The 17101-nt window shown below is 70.8% G+C and carries 14 protein-coding genes and 1 pseudogene; 7 read left to right on the top strand and 8 right to left on the bottom strand.

Going from position 1 to position 17101, the window contains the following annotated elements; all coding sequences use genetic code 11:
* Positions 1 to 41: 41 nt before the first annotated feature.
* The 3 genes from HZZ00_RS06860 to HZZ00_RS06870 form a co-directional block, all read right to left on the bottom strand.
* Entirely contained in the window at positions 42 to 317 is a 276-nt protein-coding gene (locus tag HZZ00_RS06860) for a tyrosine-type recombinase/integrase (RefSeq protein WP_257585694.1), read from the bottom strand.
* Positions 318 to 382: 65 nt separating this feature from the next.
* Entirely contained in the window at positions 383 to 829 is a 447-nt protein-coding gene (locus HZZ00_RS06865; protein ID WP_180331372.1) for a GntR family transcriptional regulator, read from the bottom strand.
* Positions 830 to 1161: 332 nt separating this feature from the next.
* Positions 1162 to 1524: a hypothetical protein gene (locus tag HZZ00_RS06870; RefSeq protein ID WP_180331373.1), complete on the bottom strand. Its 363-nt coding sequence runs from the start codon at positions 1522 to 1524 to the stop codon at positions 1162 to 1164.
* 329 nt (positions 1525 to 1853) lie between these two features.
* On the opposite strand from HZZ00_RS06870, the gene HZZ00_RS06875 reads away from it, so the two are divergent.
* The gene (locus tag HZZ00_RS06875) at positions 1854 to 2486 is read left to right on the top strand and encodes a hypothetical protein (protein ID WP_180331374.1); all 633 of its coding nucleotides are present in this window, start codon (positions 1854 to 1856) and stop codon (positions 2484 to 2486) included.
* A 715-nt stretch (positions 2487 to 3201) separates the two neighbouring features.
* A pseudogene (locus tag HZZ00_RS39155) lies at positions 3202 to 3288 on the top strand (glutamine synthetase); the annotation flags it as partial.
* A 311-nt stretch (positions 3289 to 3599) separates the two neighbouring features.
* Here the strand turns inward: HZZ00_RS39155 and HZZ00_RS06880 are convergent.
* Entirely contained in the window at positions 3600 to 4979 is a 1380-nt protein-coding gene (locus tag HZZ00_RS06880; RefSeq protein ID WP_257585696.1) for a serine/threonine-protein kinase, read from the bottom strand.
* Positions 4980 to 5481: 502 nt separating this feature from the next.
* The gene (locus HZZ00_RS39020) at positions 5482 to 5853 is read right to left on the bottom strand and encodes a hypothetical protein (protein WP_306856152.1); all 372 of its coding nucleotides are present in this window, start codon (positions 5851 to 5853) and stop codon (positions 5482 to 5484) included.
* A gap of 343 nt (positions 5854 to 6196) precedes the next feature.
* On the opposite strand from HZZ00_RS39020, the gene HZZ00_RS06890 reads away from it, so the two are divergent.
* Positions 6197 to 6826, top strand: a complete 630-nt coding sequence (locus HZZ00_RS06890) for a response regulator (RefSeq protein ID WP_180331375.1) — start codon at positions 6197 to 6199, stop codon at positions 6824 to 6826.
* Between the two features lie 56 nt (positions 6827 to 6882).
* Here the strand turns inward: HZZ00_RS06890 and HZZ00_RS06895 are convergent, their stop codons facing one another.
* The gene (locus HZZ00_RS06895; protein ID WP_180331376.1) at positions 6883 to 7812 is read right to left on the bottom strand and encodes an alkaline phosphatase family protein; all 930 of its coding nucleotides are present in this window, start codon (positions 7810 to 7812) and stop codon (positions 6883 to 6885) included.
* An 81-nt stretch (positions 7813 to 7893) separates the two neighbouring features.
* On the opposite strand from HZZ00_RS06895, the gene HZZ00_RS06900 reads away from it, so the two are divergent.
* From HZZ00_RS06900 to HZZ00_RS06910, 3 genes are all read left to right on the top strand, one after another.
* Entirely contained in the window at positions 7894 to 8796 is a 903-nt protein-coding gene (locus HZZ00_RS06900) for a DUF72 domain-containing protein (protein WP_180331377.1), read from the top strand.
* A gap of 136 nt (positions 8797 to 8932) precedes the next feature.
* Positions 8933 to 9697 (top strand): hypothetical protein, encoded by a 765-nt coding sequence (locus tag HZZ00_RS06905; protein WP_180331378.1) that lies wholly within the window; start codon positions 8933 to 8935, stop codon positions 9695 to 9697.
* 707 nt (positions 9698 to 10404) lie between these two features.
* A complete protein-coding gene (locus tag HZZ00_RS06910) occupies positions 10405 to 13404 on the top strand; it encodes a bifunctional [glutamine synthetase] adenylyltransferase/[glutamine synthetase]-adenylyl-L-tyrosine phosphorylase (RefSeq protein WP_180331379.1) in 3000 nt (999 codons plus the stop codon).
* A gap of 14 nt (positions 13405 to 13418) precedes the next feature.
* Here HZZ00_RS06910 and HZZ00_RS06915 read toward each other — a convergent pair whose 3' ends face one another.
* Together HZZ00_RS06915 and HZZ00_RS06920 are read right to left on the bottom strand one after the other, a co-directional pair.
* The gene (locus HZZ00_RS06915; protein WP_180331380.1) at positions 13419 to 14273 is read right to left on the bottom strand and encodes a phosphatase PAP2 family protein; all 855 of its coding nucleotides are present in this window, start codon (positions 14271 to 14273) and stop codon (positions 13419 to 13421) included.
* Positions 14274 to 14379: 106 nt separating this feature from the next.
* Positions 14380 to 15414 (bottom strand): LacI family DNA-binding transcriptional regulator, encoded by a 1035-nt coding sequence (locus HZZ00_RS06920; RefSeq protein ID WP_070027499.1) that lies wholly within the window; start codon positions 15412 to 15414, stop codon positions 14380 to 14382.
* A gap of 377 nt (positions 15415 to 15791) precedes the next feature.
* Between HZZ00_RS06920 and HZZ00_RS06925 the strand changes: the two genes are divergently transcribed.
* Complete coding sequence (locus tag HZZ00_RS06925; protein ID WP_180331382.1) at positions 15792 to 17063, top strand: extracellular solute-binding protein; 1272 nt, start codon at positions 15792 to 15794, stop codon at positions 17061 to 17063.
* Positions 17064 to 17101 lie beyond the last annotated feature (38 nt).

Here is a 17101-nt window from a genome sequence, read left to right on the forward strand (position 1 = left end):
GGGCGGGGCCGATGGTCATGGACCATCGGCCCCGCCGCGCCTCACTGACCCTGGGCCGTCCCTGGGCCGTCCGGCGCCGGATCGGTGCCCTCGTACAGGTCGTCCACGGCCTTCCGGGCCCGTGCGTCGCTACTCGGCATGAGGTGTGTGTAGAACCGAAGCGTGAACCCCGGATCGTTGTGGCCGAGGTAGTGACTCAGCGCCTTGATGTTCTCGCCGGCGTCCAGCAGGACCGAGGCGTAGAAGTGCCTGAGCGCGTGCATGCCGTGTTCGCGGGCAGCCTGGTGACGCTCGCCCGGCTTCGGTGCGGGGATCACCCCGGCGGGACTCGGCCAGGGGATAGGCCCATTCCGTCAGCTTCGACAAGCTATGAACGCTCCTCTCACGTCGGCACGGCGCGGACTGTCCGCACCTTGCCTTGTCCGCTCCCCGCGAGCACGCCGGCGGCCTTCAACTTCTCCAGTGCCTTGGTTACCGTGGGGCGTGAGACCCCGAACCGCTCAGCCAGTGAGGAAGCACTTGGGAACGCTTCCCCCGCCTGGAGCCCGTCAGCCGCGATGACGTCCGCGATCCTCTCGTGGAGAGGACGACGGTCGATCTGTGCACCGGATCGGATGACACGCCAGCGCTCGCCTGGTGCGGGTTCTGCCAGGCCTTCCTGCCGAAGCACTCCGTAGGCACGGATGGCGACCCCGCGTGAGACCCCGTGCTCGCGCATGACCTCAGTCAGGGATGGCAGTTCTGTCATCTCCGGATTGCGCTCGATCAGTACCTTCACCGAGTCGGCAATCTTCAAGAAGGTTCCCCGAGGACTGGCCTGCTGCGACACCCGCCCCTCTCCGTTCGTCCGTCATCAACCTCAAGAGTTCCAGGCTTCCATGGTTTGCTGCAGTTGTAGAGGGTTGGGATGGTGACAGGGAACATGTGGGAGTGCAGGCACATCCCTACACCGAGCGCGTGCCTGGTCGGTCAGCGCACCCGCCATCGTGGTTGGCTGTCGTCGGCTGAGGTTCGTGCCACACCCGTGCCAGATGAAGGGGTCAGCCACGGTCAACACCGGTGTCCGCGGCCGGTAGCCGCTCGCCTCCTCAGCCAGCGAAGTCGCAGCTCAGCCCGCAGATCACCCAGCCTCTCTCCTAAAGCGGGTGTCGAGGGCCGACGTCATTCCTCGCGGTGCTGAGCGAACACCTGCTGCTGTTCGTCCCGCCAGCTCCAGTTGGCCGGCCGGGAGAAGGGCAGGCTTCGGGCGAGAGCGGAGAACTGATCGGACGGTTCCCGGGTGGCCTTGTTCACCACGATCGCCGAGAGCATCGGGGCTCGCCCGCCTTCGTTGCGGTGGAGGCAGACATCCCTGAGCAGGTAGGTCATGACTCCGCGGTGAGGAGGGATGGAGTCGAAGCCCTCTACCTTCAGCTCCGCGCTCAGCTCCCCGTATGTGATGGTCTGCCCCTGTCGGGCCCGCTTCCGCAGGATCTCTATGGCCGCTTCGACCGCTGCCGGATACTCCGGGTCCTTGATCCTCATTGCCCCTCCCCCATCGCATGAACACTGCCCAGCCTGCGCATCGTAGCGACCAGGTACCGCCCCGTACTGCTAAAAGCGGACGAAGAGGTCGTGCCAGAACGGTGCCAGGCCGAGCAGGGGATCACAGGGAATGGCCGGGACTAAGGCGACAGCCTGCCAGGTTCCGGGGCCGCTCCACTTCAGGTCAGCTCAGCGCCCTCTGGTAGGCAACCCAAGCTTCCCAAGCTGAGAGCGCCCGTCCATATGACAACCCAGTGACCTGGTTCAAGCTCGCCCCAGGCTCGGCGGCGAGGGTTTGATGGGCACGTAAGGCGCCCAGGATTGGGAGCATGAGCAACTGGGGGGATCTGGCAGGCCAGACTGTCAGTGCACTCATAGGAACGTTGGCCGGCGGAGCCATCACGGTGCACGTGGCACGCTGGCAAACCGCAAGGACGATCGAGGCCCAGGCTGAGCTCGCTGCTTCTCAAGAAGCTGCCACCAGCGCGTCAGCACGTCGGCAATGGACACAGCAGCGCTCCGCCGAGGCCGCACAACGGCTCCTGGAACGGCTCGCAGAGCTGTACGCATGGCTGCCCTCGCTGCCGGACCTTGCCCTGGACGAACCTCAGTTGAGCCCCCAGGCGCGTGAGCATTGCATAGCGGCCCTCAGCTCGGTCCGCCAAGGCATGCAAACCGACCTTCTCTCTATAGGCAACGATCGCGTTCGTGCCCGATACAGGACTCTCGTGCGGCTGGGCTACGACGTCGGGTGGCGAGGCATCGGCCAGAGCAACCGCGGGCGCCAGATTCGCGACGTACGCGGGTACCTGCGCTATGTCCAGTTCACCCTGGAGGCCGTGATCGACGGAAGCCCCTTACCTGATGACTGCGAGGCTCCGGCGCTTGACCGGAGCGACAGCGCTCCTTGGCTGCCTCCGACGGTGCCCTGGCACTGGCAAGACCCAGCCGACGGCAGTTGAGGACCGGCTATACGAGGTCGCAGGCTCACGCTTTCCGCTGTACGCGCGTCTGCCGTACAGCAGCAAAGCACAGCACAACACACCGGCCATGGCTTGCACAGCCTCTCGGGGATCTCCAGGTGGCCTCTATGACCCCAGTTGACCAATCTCTGCAGAGCTACGGATCAGAAGGGGGCTGACATCCACGGCTGACATCAACGACACCGGACGGGGGCGTACACCCGCGTCGCTGCCCGCCTGTCAGGCCAGCAGACGGCAGCGGCTTTAACGGGCAGTGATCGAACTTGTAAGGCGACGGTCACCGGTCCGGAGGCGCACTGCGGTCTCACAGGTCCGTCCGTGGGCACGACCACTTCTGAACAGGGACGTAGACGGCTCCACGGATGACTATGGACCCGCCTGGACCAAGATCGGACAACTCGTAATGCGTTGGCTGTGATCGCCTTCGGGAGCAAGTGGCCCTGAAGCGAAGCGGACCGGGACCGCAGCGGCGGTGGGCATCCTCGGATGCGAGCACGAGCCACTCGCAAGAGCAGGGATGGTGAGCCTGTCACAAGGATGGCTATCGCATAGGTCAGCGATGGCGCCGCCGGGCCGTCTGTGGGCCGTCGAAGGATGGCCTGCAGTGACCGACAAGGACCAACGATGGCCCTTCGATTGCAGGTCAGCCCTGCATTGATACTGATTCTGTGAGGTCGCTCGGGGGCGCCGTCACTTCCTGCGCAACAAGCGGCAGGAGTGGGAGGAGTACCGCTCCGAGGTGACGGCGTTCGAGCTGAGAAAGAACCTGCCGGTGCTGTAGCCGCGGGGCTTCCGCTGGGGCGTTCCCTGGGGCCGGCGGTCGTGGACCGCCGGTCCCATCGCGTCTCACCGCCCTTGGGCCGTCTGGACGGAGACCCTGGCCGGCCGTCGTCTGTGTGCCGCACTGCCGCGATGCCGTGGTGTTCCAGAAGCCGGGGCGGCCAAGGCGTCAAGGCGGGGACGGACGTCCAGCTTGGAGACGTGGTTGCCATCGCCAACGGAATAGGCCCTGGGGCAGCTGGCGGCATACGCCTTCTGCCTCTGTCCGGAAGGCGCCCAGCCCCGAAAGATGGCGCCGGCAGTCCTCGGCCTCTAACGCGTCGGGCTTGGGCTGGGCGGTGTGCTGGTAGCGCCGCCGTCCTGCGAGGGGCTTGGTGACGGGGACGCCGTGCCAGTGGTTGGCGCCGCAGGTGTCGTCCGGCTCGGCCCGCCGGCCCCGCCCGGGGCCGGTACGGATCGTGGCGGCGGTGACACCGATCCAGGCGGCATTACGTTCGAGGGCGGCGCATAGGCGCTGCGGCTCGGACTCGGGGCAGCCGCCGGATCAGAAGCGCCGAGTGTCCTGGAGACGGGCTGGGCATGAGATCCGGTTGCCGAAGCCGCACGCCCAGAGGTGGGCTGAGCGCCGTGAGATCGGGTGGGTGGGAGGGCACCGGTTCCGCTCTTGGCAGTCGTCGTACCGGAGGGCGGATGCGCGGAACTCTTGGCGGGCATCGCTGCTTCCCGGTCGTCGCTTCCGCTCGTGCTCGATGTGACGGCAAGAGTCGCGCCCAGGGCCACGGAGAGGGCCAGGGCCGTGCCTGCTGCCAGGCGACGGCTGTGGCGGGTGCCGCCGGGGAGGTTGCGCCGGGTGACGGCCGCGGCCTGAGAGCGTATGTGCTCCTTCGTTGCGGGGTGAGCGGCCCGCGGCGCCGGAAGGCGCGCCTCGGAGGGCGCCGAGAGCGGCAGGGGGTATGGATCAGGGCCGGCGTGCCGGGAGGTGAGGGCTTGCGCGCACTGCTCGGCGTCCGGGCGGGCCTCGGGGTCCTGGGCGGTCATGGCCCGCAGCAGGGCCGCGAGTTCCGAGGGGAGCCAGCCGGGGACTTCGGGTGGGCGGTGCAGGCGGGCGACTGTCGCTTCCAGCGGGGTGCCCTGGTACTCCAGTTCGCCTTTCAGGCACTCCAGCAGGACCAGGCCGAGCGCGTAGACGTCGGCGGCCGGCTCGATCTGCCTGCCCTCAACCTGCTCCGGTGCCAGATAGGCGGCGGTGCCTATCAGCACGTCCGGTGCCGTGTGGCGGGTGGCGTCGGCCAGGCGCGCGATGCCGAAATCAGCCAGGTGAGGGGCGCCGGCCGCGTCGAGGAGGATGTTCGACGGTTTGATGTCACGGTGCACGACGCCGGCCCGGTGGACATAGGCCAGCACCCGCGCCAGGGCGGCGCCCACTTCCGTCACACGCCGCACAGGCAGCGCTCCACACGCCAGAAGACCGCGCAGCGTGGGGCCTTTGACCAGTTGCATGACCAGGTAGGTGCGGTCGTCGTGGCGACCGGCGTCGTAGACGGTGACCAGTCCCGGGTGCTGCAGGCGGGCCAGAAGGACGGCCTCCGCGGTGAGACGGTCCTCCGTCTGCGGGTCCGGGCCGGGCCGGAACACCTTGACGGCCACGGGCCGCCGAAGGCGCGTGTCAACGCCCTCGTACACGTCGGCCATGCCTCCCGATCCGATTTTCGCGCCCAACCGGTAGCGGCCGGAGAGGACTTCGGTGGGCCGCTCCTCCGCTGGAACCGGCGCTGGCATCGGCGGGGCTGCTGATTGGCGGGCCTTCATCTGGTTCTCCGTTGCTGTCACCGCGTACCGGACTCGGGCAGGGGCCGTGCTGCGAGGCGGGTACCCTCAGCCCCTGTCGGATATCCGGAACAAGTCGGCGCGGTGACGGAACGGCCCCATTCCTGCGGTGCCGACCGAGTGTCTGACTGCGCGACAACGCCCCCGGACAACGGCGGACGAGCGCCGATGCCAGCGGACCGTCAACGCAAGTGAGAGGCGCCCTAGCGCAAGGTGGGGGCCTTCTCCGGGTTGCTTCGGGACGAAGAGGTCAGCGATGGCGCCACCGGGCCGTCTGCGGGCCGTCGAAGGGTGGCCCGCAGTGGCCGACGACGACCAACGACGGCCCTTCGATCGCAGGTCAGCCCCGCGTCGAACTCGGCGGTGCTCAGCGGCCGAGGTCGGGCCAGGTGTCCACCAGGGATCGCAGGTCCGGGAAGCGGGGGCCCGGGACCGGGTCGTCGGCCGGTTCGCCGTTCAGCCAGCACACCCGCTCGGGGCCGCCGTCCCCGGTGTCGAACAGGCAGCACGCTCCGCCGACGGCGGCGGTGAGGCCGGTGAAGACCTCCCGGACGGCGGCCGACCGTTCGAACATGCGGCTCATCGTCGACGTCGCCGCCCAGAACTCCATCGACGCGTAGTCGGGGTGCAGCGGGGACTCGAACTCGACCGTCAGATAGACGTACCCGATCGCGACCCGCCCGTCCGCCTCGGGCTCGTGGCCGCACCACTGCGCGTACTCGCGCACCACGTCGTCCACGGGGAACAGGAGGGACGTGTCCGCCCGCGGAGCAGTCGACCGGCTCGCTCTCGAACCCGGACGTGAACGGGAGGTCGAGCCGGTCGCCGCCGGGCAGCGTGAGCGCGAGCGGCGGCACGTCGCGGGACGGCGGCGCCAGCTCGGCCAGCGCGGTCAGCGCCCTCGGGACGTTCCGGGGTCGCAGATGGATGCCGTAGCCGTAGGTCAGTCCCATGCCTTCCCCCTCCGCCGGTGAGGACCGCACCTTCTCACGGCCGGCCACGGGCCGTCGCCCGAAAAACCGCAGGCTCCCGCCCGTCGCCCTGCGACAATCGCGGCACGCCACCGATCCCGAGGGAGTGCCGTGAAGGACGTGACGGAGCTGATCAGGGCCCTGACCGGACTGGCCTGGCCGCTCATGGCGGGCCTGGTGCTGTGGCGGCTCTTCCCGCTGATCAAGGAGATAGCCAGGTCCAGGGGCTTCACCATCAAGGTCGGGGAGGCGGAGCTGTCGGTCCAGGAGTACTCGGAGAGCCTGATCCGGACCACGGCCGACATCCAGGGCAGGCTGGCGGCCGTCAGCGCGCCGGCGGCCGCGCGCACCCTGGACTCGGTGCTCTGGGTGGACGATCGCCCCGAGAACAACGCCACCGAGGTGGCGCAGCTGCGCGCGCTCGGCGTCGAGGTCGCCTTGGCCCGGTCCACCGACGAGGGTCTGCGGGCCCTTTCCCGCGGCCACCGCTCCTTCGACGCCGTCATCTCGGACCTGAGCCGCAAGGAGCGCGGCCGCACCAACCGCACCGCCGGCCTCGAACTGATCCGGGAGCTGCGTGCCCAGGACGACACGGTCCCGGTCTTCGTCTACGCGTCCTCGCGCGCGCTCGCCCAGCGCGCGGAGATCATCGAGGCCGGCGGGAGCGGAGTGGCCGGATCGACCACGGAACTGTTCGAACTCCTGCGTGGTGTGGGCGAGTTCCCGGCCCAGCGGACCTGAACCGGCCCGGCGGAGCCGAACCGGGACGGCCACAGCCGGACCGGGACGGGGTCGCCTCAGGAGGCCCAGATGCCGCTGATGTCCTTGGCGGAGGCCGCGTTGCCCGCGTGCGTGCCCAGGCCCTGCGTGTCCTCCAGGGTGCGCAGCACGTCGTAGTGGTTGTAGGTGGTGGAGCTGGAGGACCCGGCGGTCACCGGCTGGCCGTAGAGCACGGTCGGGATGCGGTTGCCGCTCTTCGAGTCGTCCTCGTCGAAGGTGACCACGAGCAGACTGTTGTGGGTCTTGGCCCAACTCGCGTAGCCGCCCAGGTTGTTCTTCAGCCAGGTGTCACCCGTGGACACCGAGCAGTCGTGCATGTCGCTGCACAGGTTCGGGGTCACGAACGACAGCTGGGGCAGCGTCGAGTAGTCGGTCGGGAACTGGGCGAAGGTCTTCGCGCTGGACGTCGGTACGTTGGAGAACCCGAACCAGGGGTTGTGCTTGCGCGCGTACGAGCCGCTGCTGCACGTGGTCGAACCCTGGCTCGGCAGCGACTCGTTGTAGCTGGCCCAGCTGCGCCCGGCGGCGATCAGCTCCGAGGCCAGGTTCGGCGCGGAGGAGAAGCCGGGGGTGTAGCAGCTGTCGTCCGTGATGCCCTGCGTGGCCCCGGAGAACAGGTCGAAGTAGTTCGGCTGGCTCGGGTGCGTCAGCGCGTACGACTGGGTCAGATTGGCGCCGCCCGACTTCAGGGAGTTGATGTACGGCGCGCTGGAGGACCCGATGACCTGGCTGTACGAGTGGTTCTCGAAGACCACGACGACCACGTGGTCGGGGCTGGGCACGGCGCCCGCGGCCTGCGCGGCCGCGCCGCCGGGCCCGGCCCACAGGCCGGCCGCGGCGGCGAGGGCGAGGGCGGCCGTCACGACGGTGCGGGCGCGGCGGAACGGGGAACTGCCGGACACATCGACCTCCGAAGGGAAGCGGGACTGGCGGTACCGACTAAGCATGCACACGCCAATACTCCCTTCTCTGGCCGTGCCCGGCCCCGCGCGTGAAGACCGGGTGAACTACTGGGTACCCCCGCTCCCATGGCGAACATCCTCATCGGCACCTGCGGCTGGACCGACCGCGCCCTCCTCGCCTCCGGCTGGTACCCGCCGGGCCACCGTGACACCGAGGGCCGGCTGCGCCACTACGCCACCCGCTTTCCCGTGGTGGAGGCGGACTCCCCGTACTACGCCCTGCCCACGGCCTCCACCACCGCCCGCTGGGCCGAACGCACCCCCGACGGCTTCCGCTTCGACGTCAAGGCGCACGCCCTGCTCACCGGCCACCCGACCCGCCCCGCCGCGCTCCCCGCGGACCTGCGGGGCCGGGCCCGCGACGACGCCCTCCTGGCCGAGGTGTGGACCCGCTACGCCCAGGCACTGGACCCGCTGCGCCGCGCCGGCCGCCTCGGCACGCTCCTCTTCCAGTACCCGCCCTCCCTCGCCCCCGGCCCCCGCGCCGAGACCTTCGTCCGCGCGGCCCGCGAACGGGCCCGCGACTGGCCCTTCGCCGTGGAGTTCCGCAACCCCGCCTGGTGGCACAGCGACCGCACCGCCCCCTTCCTCGCCGACCTGGACGCCACCGCCGTCGCCGTGGACACCGTCCGGGACCTCCCCGGCTCGCTCCCCCCGGACGCGTCCGTGACCACGCCCCGGCTCGCCCTGGTCCGCTTCCACGGCCGCAGCCCGCACTGGGGCACCGGCAGCAAGGAGGACCGCTTCCGCCACGCCTATTCCGCAGCGGAACTGGCGGAATGGCTGCCGCGCATCCGCCGGCTGGCCGACCGCACCGACGAACTCCACCTGCTCTTCAACAACTGCTGCGGTGACGCGGCCGTCCGCGCGGCGGAGACGATGCACACCCTCCTCACAGGTGCGCTGCCGGGGCCCCGGACGGAGACCCGCTCTTCCGAGGTGCCGGGCCCGGCCCAGGGCCTGTGGTGAAAGCGGCTCCCGCGCGTCGACCGTCCGACGCCCGATCGTGATCCACGGGTGTACAACCCCGTGTGGATCACGGCTGTCGAAAAACGCGCCGGAGGATGGGTGTCCGGCGCCTTTCGGTACACAGATCGGGGACCAAGTGGGGAAGAAACTCTGGAGAGTTGTCGTGGCCGGTGGCGCGACCGCTGCGCTCACCGGCATGGCCGCGGTTCCGGCCGGCGCGGCCGAAGGCGGGGCCTCGTTCACCCGCGTCCAGGTGAACGGCGGCAAGCCGATCGTGATCGGCGTGTCGAACGAGGTCGCGGTACCCGCCTCCTTCCGGATGGCGACCACGCACAAGTGGAAGTGGCCGGCGGTGTTCCTGTACCGCGGCGGCGCGGATGACCGGCTGTGGCACGCCATCGAGACAAGCGACTGCATCAAGGTGAGTCCAGGCGTCTGCGACTTCGACGAGACGATGTACTTCGACCCGAGCGAGTGGGACATGCACAACAGCGAGGCCGGAGCCTGGAAGGTCGCGGCCGAGGTGTACTTCCAGGGCGGCGGAGGTGACACCGATGACGAGGGCCTCACGGTCTACGTGAAGCGCAACTCCCGCCTGACCGTGAACGCCTCACCCGAGCCGGTGACCAAGGGCGGCACCATCACCGTGACCGGAAAGGTCACCCGTGCCAACTGGGAGACCAGGAAGTACGCCTCCTACGGGGGCCGCCAGGTGAGCCTGCAGTTCAAGCCCAGTGGAGCCACCTCCTACACCACGGTGAAGAAGGTGTACGCGAACGGCTCGGGTGATCTCAAGACGACCGTGAAGGCGTCCAAGACGGGCACCTGGCGCTGGGCGTACTACGGCAACACCACCACCGGACCGTCGAGTTCGGCCGGGGACGCCGTCGTCGTGAAGTGATGTCCGGGGCGCTGCGCGGGTCCGGTCACGCCCGCAACCCGGCCGGCGCCGCGTCGACTGCCGCCAGGGCCGCCGTCCTGTCGAGCCCCGCCCTCGACACGAGCGACAGCCCCTGGACCGGGTAGAGCAGCATTCGGGCCCGGGCCTCGGACAGGGCGTCGTCCGTGACCTCGTCGGCGGCCCCCGGGCGCGGCGAGCGCGTCGCCGACGGTGTCGGTGAACCGGCGGTACGAGCGGGTGACGATCTCCGTGGCTTCGCCGTCGCGGGGGGACCGGACGAATTCGCCGACCGAGGCGCCCCCCGGGGGAGCCGCCTCCGCCCGCGCGGGCGCGGTACGGACGCCCGGCGTGATCCCGGGCCGCCGGCGCACGCGGAGCGCCCCGGACACGCACCCCCGCGCTCGTGGCTCCACCTCACGGGCGCCGGCCGCTCCAGGGAGTGGTACGTCCCGCTGCCGGCGGTCGTTCCCCGACCCGTGCCGCCCACGACGCCGAGGGCCGGGTGGCCGCGTGGGGGCGGACGCCGCGCGGCGGTCTGCGGCACGCGGTGCCCTCGCCGCGCCCATGGCCTCGGACCCGGGCCGACGGGGGCGAATCCGGGGGGCACGGCACCGGCCGTGATCACCACGCGCGGCACCTCCCCCGGCACGGCCCGGCGCGGGCGACTACGCTCCACCCAGGACCAGTGACCCGAGGGGAGCCCCAGAATGACGCCGGGCCGCAGAAGCAGCACCTTCACGCGCCTGCTCCGACACGGCTTCACCGACGCCACCGCCGCCGAGCGACTGCTGGACACCCCCGAACTGGCCCCCGTCCGCGACGACCCCTTCCTGCTGGAAGCCCTGGGCGCCACCGCCGACCCCGACCTCGCCCTGCACGGCCTGGTCCGCCTCCTGGAGGCCCAGCCCACCCCCGCCGCCCGCCGCGAACTCCTCGACACCCTGATCGCGGCCAAGCCCCTGCGGGACCGCCTCCTCGGAGTGCTGGGCGCCTCCGCCGCCCTCGCCGACCACCTCGCCCGCCACCCCGGCGACTGGCAGGCCCTGGTCACCTACGAGTCCCGGGACCTCCACCCCGGTCTCGGCGAGTTCGAACGCGGCCTGGCCGGGGCCGGCGACCCCGTCGCCCTGCGCATCGCCTACCGCCGCTGCCTGCTGTCCATCGCCGCACGGGACGTCTGCGGCACCACGGACGTGACCGAGACCGCCGCCGAACTCGCCGATCTCGCCACCGCCACCCTGCGCGCCGCGCTGGCCATGGCGCGGGCCGAGGCCCCGGCCGACGCCGCCGCCTGCCGCCTCGCCGTGATCGGCATGGGCAAGTGCGGCGGCCACGAACTGAACTACGTCTCCGACGTGGACGTGATCTTCGTGGCGGAAGCGGCGGAGGGCACCGAGGAGACCAAGGCCCTCTCCGCCGCCACCCGCCTCGCCTCCCACCTGATGCGCATCTGCTCGGAGACCACCGTCGAGGGCTCCATCTGGCCGGTGGACGCCAACCTCCGCCCCGAGGGCCGCAACGGCCCCCTGGTCCGCACCCTCTCCTCCCACCTCGCCTACTACCAGCGCTGGGCCAAGACCTGGGAGTTCCAGGCCCTGCTCAAGGCCCGCCCGGTGGCCGGCGACCAGGACCTCGGCCAGGCCTACCTGGACACCCTGCACCCCCTGGTCTGGCAGGCGGCGGACCGGGAGAACTTCGTCGCCGACGTGCAGCAGATGCGCCGCCGCGTCGTGGACAACATCCCGCCCACCGAGGTCGAACGGGAACTCAAGCTGGGCCCCGGCGGCCTCCGGGACGTCGAATTCGCCGTACAGCTCCTCCAGTTGGTGCACGGCCGCGCCGACGCAACGCTGCGCAGCGGCACCACCCTCAAGGCTCTCCAGGCGCTGGCCGCCGGCGGCTACGTCGGCCGGGAGGACGCCGCCCGCCTCGACGAGGCCTACCGCTTCCTGCGCGCCATGGAACACCGCATCCAGCTCTACCGCCTGCGCCGCACCCACCTCGTGCCCACGGCCGAGGAGGACCTGCGCCGCCTCGGCCGCTCCCTCGGCCTGCGCGCCAACCCGGTCACCGAGCTGACCCGGGAGTGGAAGCGGCACACCACCGTCGTCCGGCGACTGCACGAGAAGCTGTTCTACCGCCCGCTGCTGGACGCGGTCGCCCAACTCGCGCCCGGCGAGGCCCGGCTGAGGCCCGAGGCCGCCCGTGAACGCCTGGTCGCGCTCGGTTACGCCGACCCCGCCGCCGCCCTGCGCCACCTGGAGGCGCTGGCCTCCGGAGTGACCCGCAAGGCGGCCATCCAGCGCACCCTGCTGCCCGTCCTCCTCGGCTGGTTCGCCGACTCGGCCGACCCGGACGCGGGCCTGCTCAACTTCCGCAAGGTCTCCGACGCCCTCGGCAAGACCCCCTGGTACCTGCGTCTCCTGCGCGACGAAGGCGCCGCGGCGGAGAACCTGGCCCGGGTGCTGTCCGCGGGCCGCCTCGCCCCCGACCTGCTGATGCGCGCCCCCGAGGCCGTGGCGCTGCTCGGCGACGGCGACGGAGCGGGCCTCGCCCCCCGGGGCCGCGCGGCCCTGGAGCAGGAGATCCTCGCCGCCGTGGGCCGCGCCGAGAACGGCGAACAGGGCGTCACCGCCGCCCGCGGGGTGCGCCGCCGCGAGCTGTTCCGCACCGCCGCCGCGGACATCGTCGGCTCGTACGGCACCGAGGCCAGCCCGGTCGAGGCCGACCAGGGCGCCCTGGTGGACCTCGTCGGCGCGGCCGTCTCCGACCTCACCGCCGCCACCCTCGCCGGCACGCTGCGCGCCGTGGTCCGCTCCGGCTGGGGCGACACCCTGCCCACCCGGTTCGCGATCATCGGGATGGGCCGCTTCGGCGGGCACGAACTGGGCTACGGCTCCGACGCGGACGTCCTGTTCGTGCACGAGCCGCAGGAGGGCGTGGACGAGCACGAGGCCGCCGCGGCCGCCGGCAAGGTCGTCTCCGAGATGCGCCGACTGCTCCAGCTGCCCAGTGCCGACCCGCCGCTGCTGATCGACGCCGACCTGCGCCCGGAGGGCAAGTCGGGCCCGCTCGTGCGCACCCTGAAGGCGTACGAGGCGTACTACCGCCGCTGGTCCCTGGTCTGGGAGTCCCAGGCGCTGCTGCGGGCCGAGCCGGTGGCCGGCGACCCGGAACTGGGCCGGCGCTTCACCGAGCTGATCGACCCGCTGCGCTACCCGGCGCGGGGCCTGACCGAGGACGCCGTACGGGAGATCCGGCGGCTGAAGGCGCGGATGGAGTCCGAGCGGCTGCCGCGCGGCGCCGACCCGAGGCTGCACACCAAGCTGGGTCCCGGCGGCCTGTCGGACGTGGAGTGGACGGTCCAGCTGCTCCAGATGAGACACGGCCACGACATCGAGGGCCTGCGCACGACCCGGACGAGGGCGGCGCTGGCCGCGGCACGGGACGCGGGACTGCTGGGCGAGGAGGAGACCGCGATCCTGGACGAGGCCTGGGTGCTGGCCACCCGGGTCCGCAACGCGGTGATGCTGGTCCGGGGCCGCGCGGGGGACACCTTCCCCACCCAGCCCCGCGAACTGGCCGCGGTGGGCCGCTACCTCGGCTACGGCGAGGGCCACGTCGGCGACATGCTGGACGACTACGGCCGGACGACCCGCAGGGCCCGCGCCGTCATGGAGGAACTGTTCTACGGCGACCAGCCCTGAGCCGCGCCGGGACGTCAGGCCCGGGCCGGCTCGGGCGCGGGCCCGCCCGCCACCGCCCGCGGCAGCGCGTACGGCACGGCGCCGTACCAGGCGCGGGCCACCAGGAACCCGAACGACAGGCACAGCACGCCGCCCACCGCGTCCAGCCAGAAGTGGTTCGCGGTGGAGACGATCACCAGCAGCGTCAGCGCCGGGTAGAGCAGCCCCAGCACCCGCACCCACGGCACCGACGCCAGCGCGAAGACCGTCAGCCCGCACCACAGCGACCAGCCGATGTGCATGGACGGCATCGCCGCGTACTGGTTGGACATGTGCTTGAGGTCGCCGGAGGCCATCGAGCCCCAGGTGTGGTGCACCATCACGGTGTCCACGAAGTGCCCGCCCCGCATCAGCCGGGGCGGCGCGAGCGGGAACAGGTAGTAGCCCACCAGCGCGCCCCCCGTGGTCGCGAAGAGTGCCAGCCGGGCGGCCGCGTACCGGCCCGGATGCCACCGGTACAGCCACACCAGCACCCCGATGGTGATGATGAAGTGCAGTGTGGCGTAGTAGTAGTTCATGCCGACGATCAGCCAAGTCACCGAGTTCATGGCGTGGTTGACCGAGCGTTCGACGTCGATGCCGAGCGCGCCCTCCGCGGACCAGATCCAGTCCGCGTTGCGCAGCGCCTTGTCCTTCTGCTCCGGGACGGCGTTGCGGATCAGCGAGTACGTCCAGTAACTCACCGCGATCAGAAGGATCTCGAACCACAGCCGGGGTCTGCGCGGCCGTCGCAGCCTGCCCAGCGCACCGCGGCTGTTCCGGTCCGTGACGGCCTGCGGTCCGGCCTGTTCCTCGCGACCTTCCCACTGCGTCACGGTCGAGTCACTCATAGGCATCAAGTCTGCCAGAAAAGACTTCTTCGCCCGATCATCCCAAGGTCGGGTCCGCACCGCACCTTCTACGACGTACGGACGAGGGCGCGCGGCGCCCGCGCCGTCAGGAGGCCCGCAGCGCGTGCGGTGCCGAGGCCGTCGAGCCCCGCACCACCAGCTCCGGCATGAACACGAACTCGCTGTGCGGGGCGGGCGTACCGCCGATCTCCTCCAGGAGCGTGCGCACCGCGGCCTGGCCCATCGCCGGGACGGGCTTGCGGACGGTGGTCAGCGGCGGGTCGGTGAAGGCGATCAGCGGGGAGTCGTCGAAGCCGACCACCGAGAAGTCCGTGGGCACTTCCAGGCCCCGCTGGCGGGCGGCCCGTATGGCGCCCAGGGCCATCATGTCGCTGGCGCAGACGACCGCGGTGCAGTCCCGGTCGATCAGCGCCGAGGCGGCCGCCTGGCCGCCCTCCAGGGTGTACAGCGAGTGCTGCACCAGCTCCGACTCCACGACCTCCGCGGCGAGCCCCAACTGGTCCTGCACGGCCCGCACGAAGCCCTCGATCTTGCGCTGCACGGGCACGAACCGCTTCGGTCCGAGCGCGAGCCCGATCCGGGTGTGGCCGAGGGAGACCAGGTGGGTCACCGCGAGGGTCATCGCGGCCCGGTCGTCGGGGGAGATGAACGGCGCCTGCACCAACGGCGAGAACCCGTCCACCAGCACGAACGGCACGCCCTGGGCGCGCAGTCGCTCGTAGCGCTGCATGTCGGCGGTGGTGTCCGCGTGCAGCCCGGAGACGTAGATGATGCCCGCGACCCCGCGGTCCACCAGCATCTCCGTGAGTTCGTCCTCGGTGGAGCCGCCGGGGGTCTGGGTGGCGAGCACGGGAGTGTAGCCCTGGCGGGTCAGCGCCTGGCCGATGACCTGCGCCAGGGCCGGGAATATCGGGTTCTCCAGCTCCGGCGTGATCAGGCCCACCAGGCCCTCGCTGCGCTGCCGCAGCCGGACCGGGCGCTCGTAGCCCAGCACGTCGAGGGCGGCGAGCACGGACTGGCGGGTGGTGGCGGCGACGCCCGGTTTCCCGTTGAGGACCCGGCTGACGGTCGCTTCGCTCACCCCCGCCTGCGCAGCGATGTCGGCAAGCCGTGTGGTCACGCCACTGGACTGTACCGGTCGTCTCTCGCCTTGCCCACCGCCCGGACGCCGGGCGCGTCCGGTCGGACGTCCCGCTGCGGGTTGCTGCCTCATCGCACTCCCTTGTGTTGGTGGTGGCAAGAGCTTGCAGAGTCTTGCACAAGTCGGCTGCCGCCGCCTCACCGGCTTCATTGAGCGGTTGCGAGCCGGTCGAGGCCGGGTCACGGCGCGATAACCATCGTGTTCCCTTGCACTTTTTTTCTGCAAGGTCTTTCGCAGCGCTTACAACGCTGTTACGTTCCTGGTCGCCCGGCCGCGGCAACGGCGCAGTCGGCAAGTCGCAGGGGCGGGCGGGACCGCCCCCTGTACCACTCGGGCTTTACCCTCAAGGAGAACTCATGCGGCGTGGCATAGCGGCCTCCGCGCTGGTGGCGTCCCTCGCCCTGGCGGCGACGGCGTGCGGCGGCGGGAGCAGCGACGGCAAGTCGGACGGGCCGGTGACCATCACCTGGTGGGACACCTCCAACGCCACCAACGAGGCGCCGACGTACAAGACCTTGGTGCAGCAGTTCGAGGCTGCCAACAAGAACATCAAGGTCAAGTACGTCAACGTCCCGTTCGACCAGGCGCAGAACAAGTTCGACACGGCCGCCGGCGCCACCGGTGCCCCGGACGTGCTGCGCTCCGAGGTCGGCTGGACCCCTGCCTTCGCCAAGAAGGGCTACTTCCTGCCGCTGGACGGCACCGAGGCCCTCGCCGACCAGTCCAAGTTCGAGCCGAACCTGATCAAGCAGGCCCAGTACGAGGGCAAGACCTACGGCGTGCCGCTGGTCACCGACACCCTGGCCCTCGTCTACAACAAGGCCCTGTTCAAGAAGGCCGGCATTACCACGCCGCCCAAGACCTGGGACGAGCTGAAGTCGGACGCCGCCAAGGTGCAGGACAAGACCGGTGCCTACGGCTACTGGGGCTCCACCCAGGGTTACTACGGCCAGCCGTTCCTGTACGGCGAGGGCACCGACACCGTCGACGCCGCCGCCAAGAAGGTCACCATCGACACCCCGGCCGCCAAGAAGGCGTTCGGCACCTGGCTGAGCCTGTTCTCGGGCAAGGGCCTGCACAAGGCCGACACCACCCCGGACGCGTACGCCCACATCGAGGACGCGTTCATCAACGGCAAGGTCGCCTCGATCATCCAGGGTCCCTGGGAGGTCACGAACATCTACAAGGGCAGCGCCTTCAAGGACAAGTCCAACCTGGGCATCGCCGTCGTCCCGGCCGGCTCCACCGGCAAGGCGGGCGCCCCGACCGGCGGCCACAACCTCTCGGTCTACGCCGGCTCCGACAAGGCGCACCAGGCCGCGGCCCTGAAGTTCGTGAAGTTCATGACGTCGGCCTCCGCCCAGGAGACCATCGCCCTGAAGAACGCCACCCTGCCCACCCGCTCCGACGCCTACACCGCGAAGGTCACGGCCGACCCGGGTATCGCCGGCTTCCAGGGTGTGCTGTCCGCCGCCCAGCCCCGCCCGGCGCTGCCCGAGTACGGCTCGCTGTGGGCTCCGCTGGACACCGAGCTGCCGAAGATCGCCAGTGGCAAGGAGTCGCTGGACACGGGCCTGAACAACGCCGGTGTGGCCATCGGCAAGCTGGTCCCCGACTTCAGCAAGTGAGCCCGGCAGGCCGTCGGTCGCCCCCACCCACGAGGGGG

The sequence above is a fragment of the Streptomyces sp. NEAU-sy36 genome, assembly GCF_013423905.1.
Taxonomy (GTDB): Bacteria; Actinomycetota; Actinomycetes; order Streptomycetales; family Streptomycetaceae; genus Streptomyces; species Streptomyces misionensis.

Coding starts and splice junctions, on each gene's coding strand:
- HZZ00_RS06870 (WP_180331373.1), bottom strand. CDS start 1,524: ATGAGGATCAAGGACCCGGAGTATCCGGCAGCGGTCGAAGCGGCCATA.
- HZZ00_RS06875 (WP_180331374.1), top strand. CDS start 1,854: ATGAGCAACTGGGGGGATCTGGCAGGCCAGACTGTCAGTGCACTCATA.
- HZZ00_RS06880 (WP_257585696.1), bottom strand. CDS start 4,979: ATGGCCGACGTGTACGAGGGCGTTGACACGCGCCTTCGGCGGCCCGTG.
- HZZ00_RS06895 (WP_180331376.1), bottom strand. CDS start 7,812: ATGCTTAGTCGGTACCGCCAGTCCCGCTTCCCTTCGGAGGTCGATGTG.
- HZZ00_RS06900 (WP_180331377.1), top strand. CDS start 7,894: ATGGCGAACATCCTCATCGGCACCTGCGGCTGGACCGACCGCGCCCTC.
- HZZ00_RS06910 (WP_180331379.1), top strand. CDS start 10,405: ATGACGCCGGGCCGCAGAAGCAGCACCTTCACGCGCCTGCTCCGACAC.
- HZZ00_RS06915 (WP_180331380.1), bottom strand. CDS start 14,273: ATGAGTGACTCGACCGTGACGCAGTGGGAAGGTCGCGAGGAACAGGCC.
- HZZ00_RS06925 (WP_180331382.1), top strand. CDS start 15,792: ATGCGGCGTGGCATAGCGGCCTCCGCGCTGGTGGCGTCCCTCGCCCTG.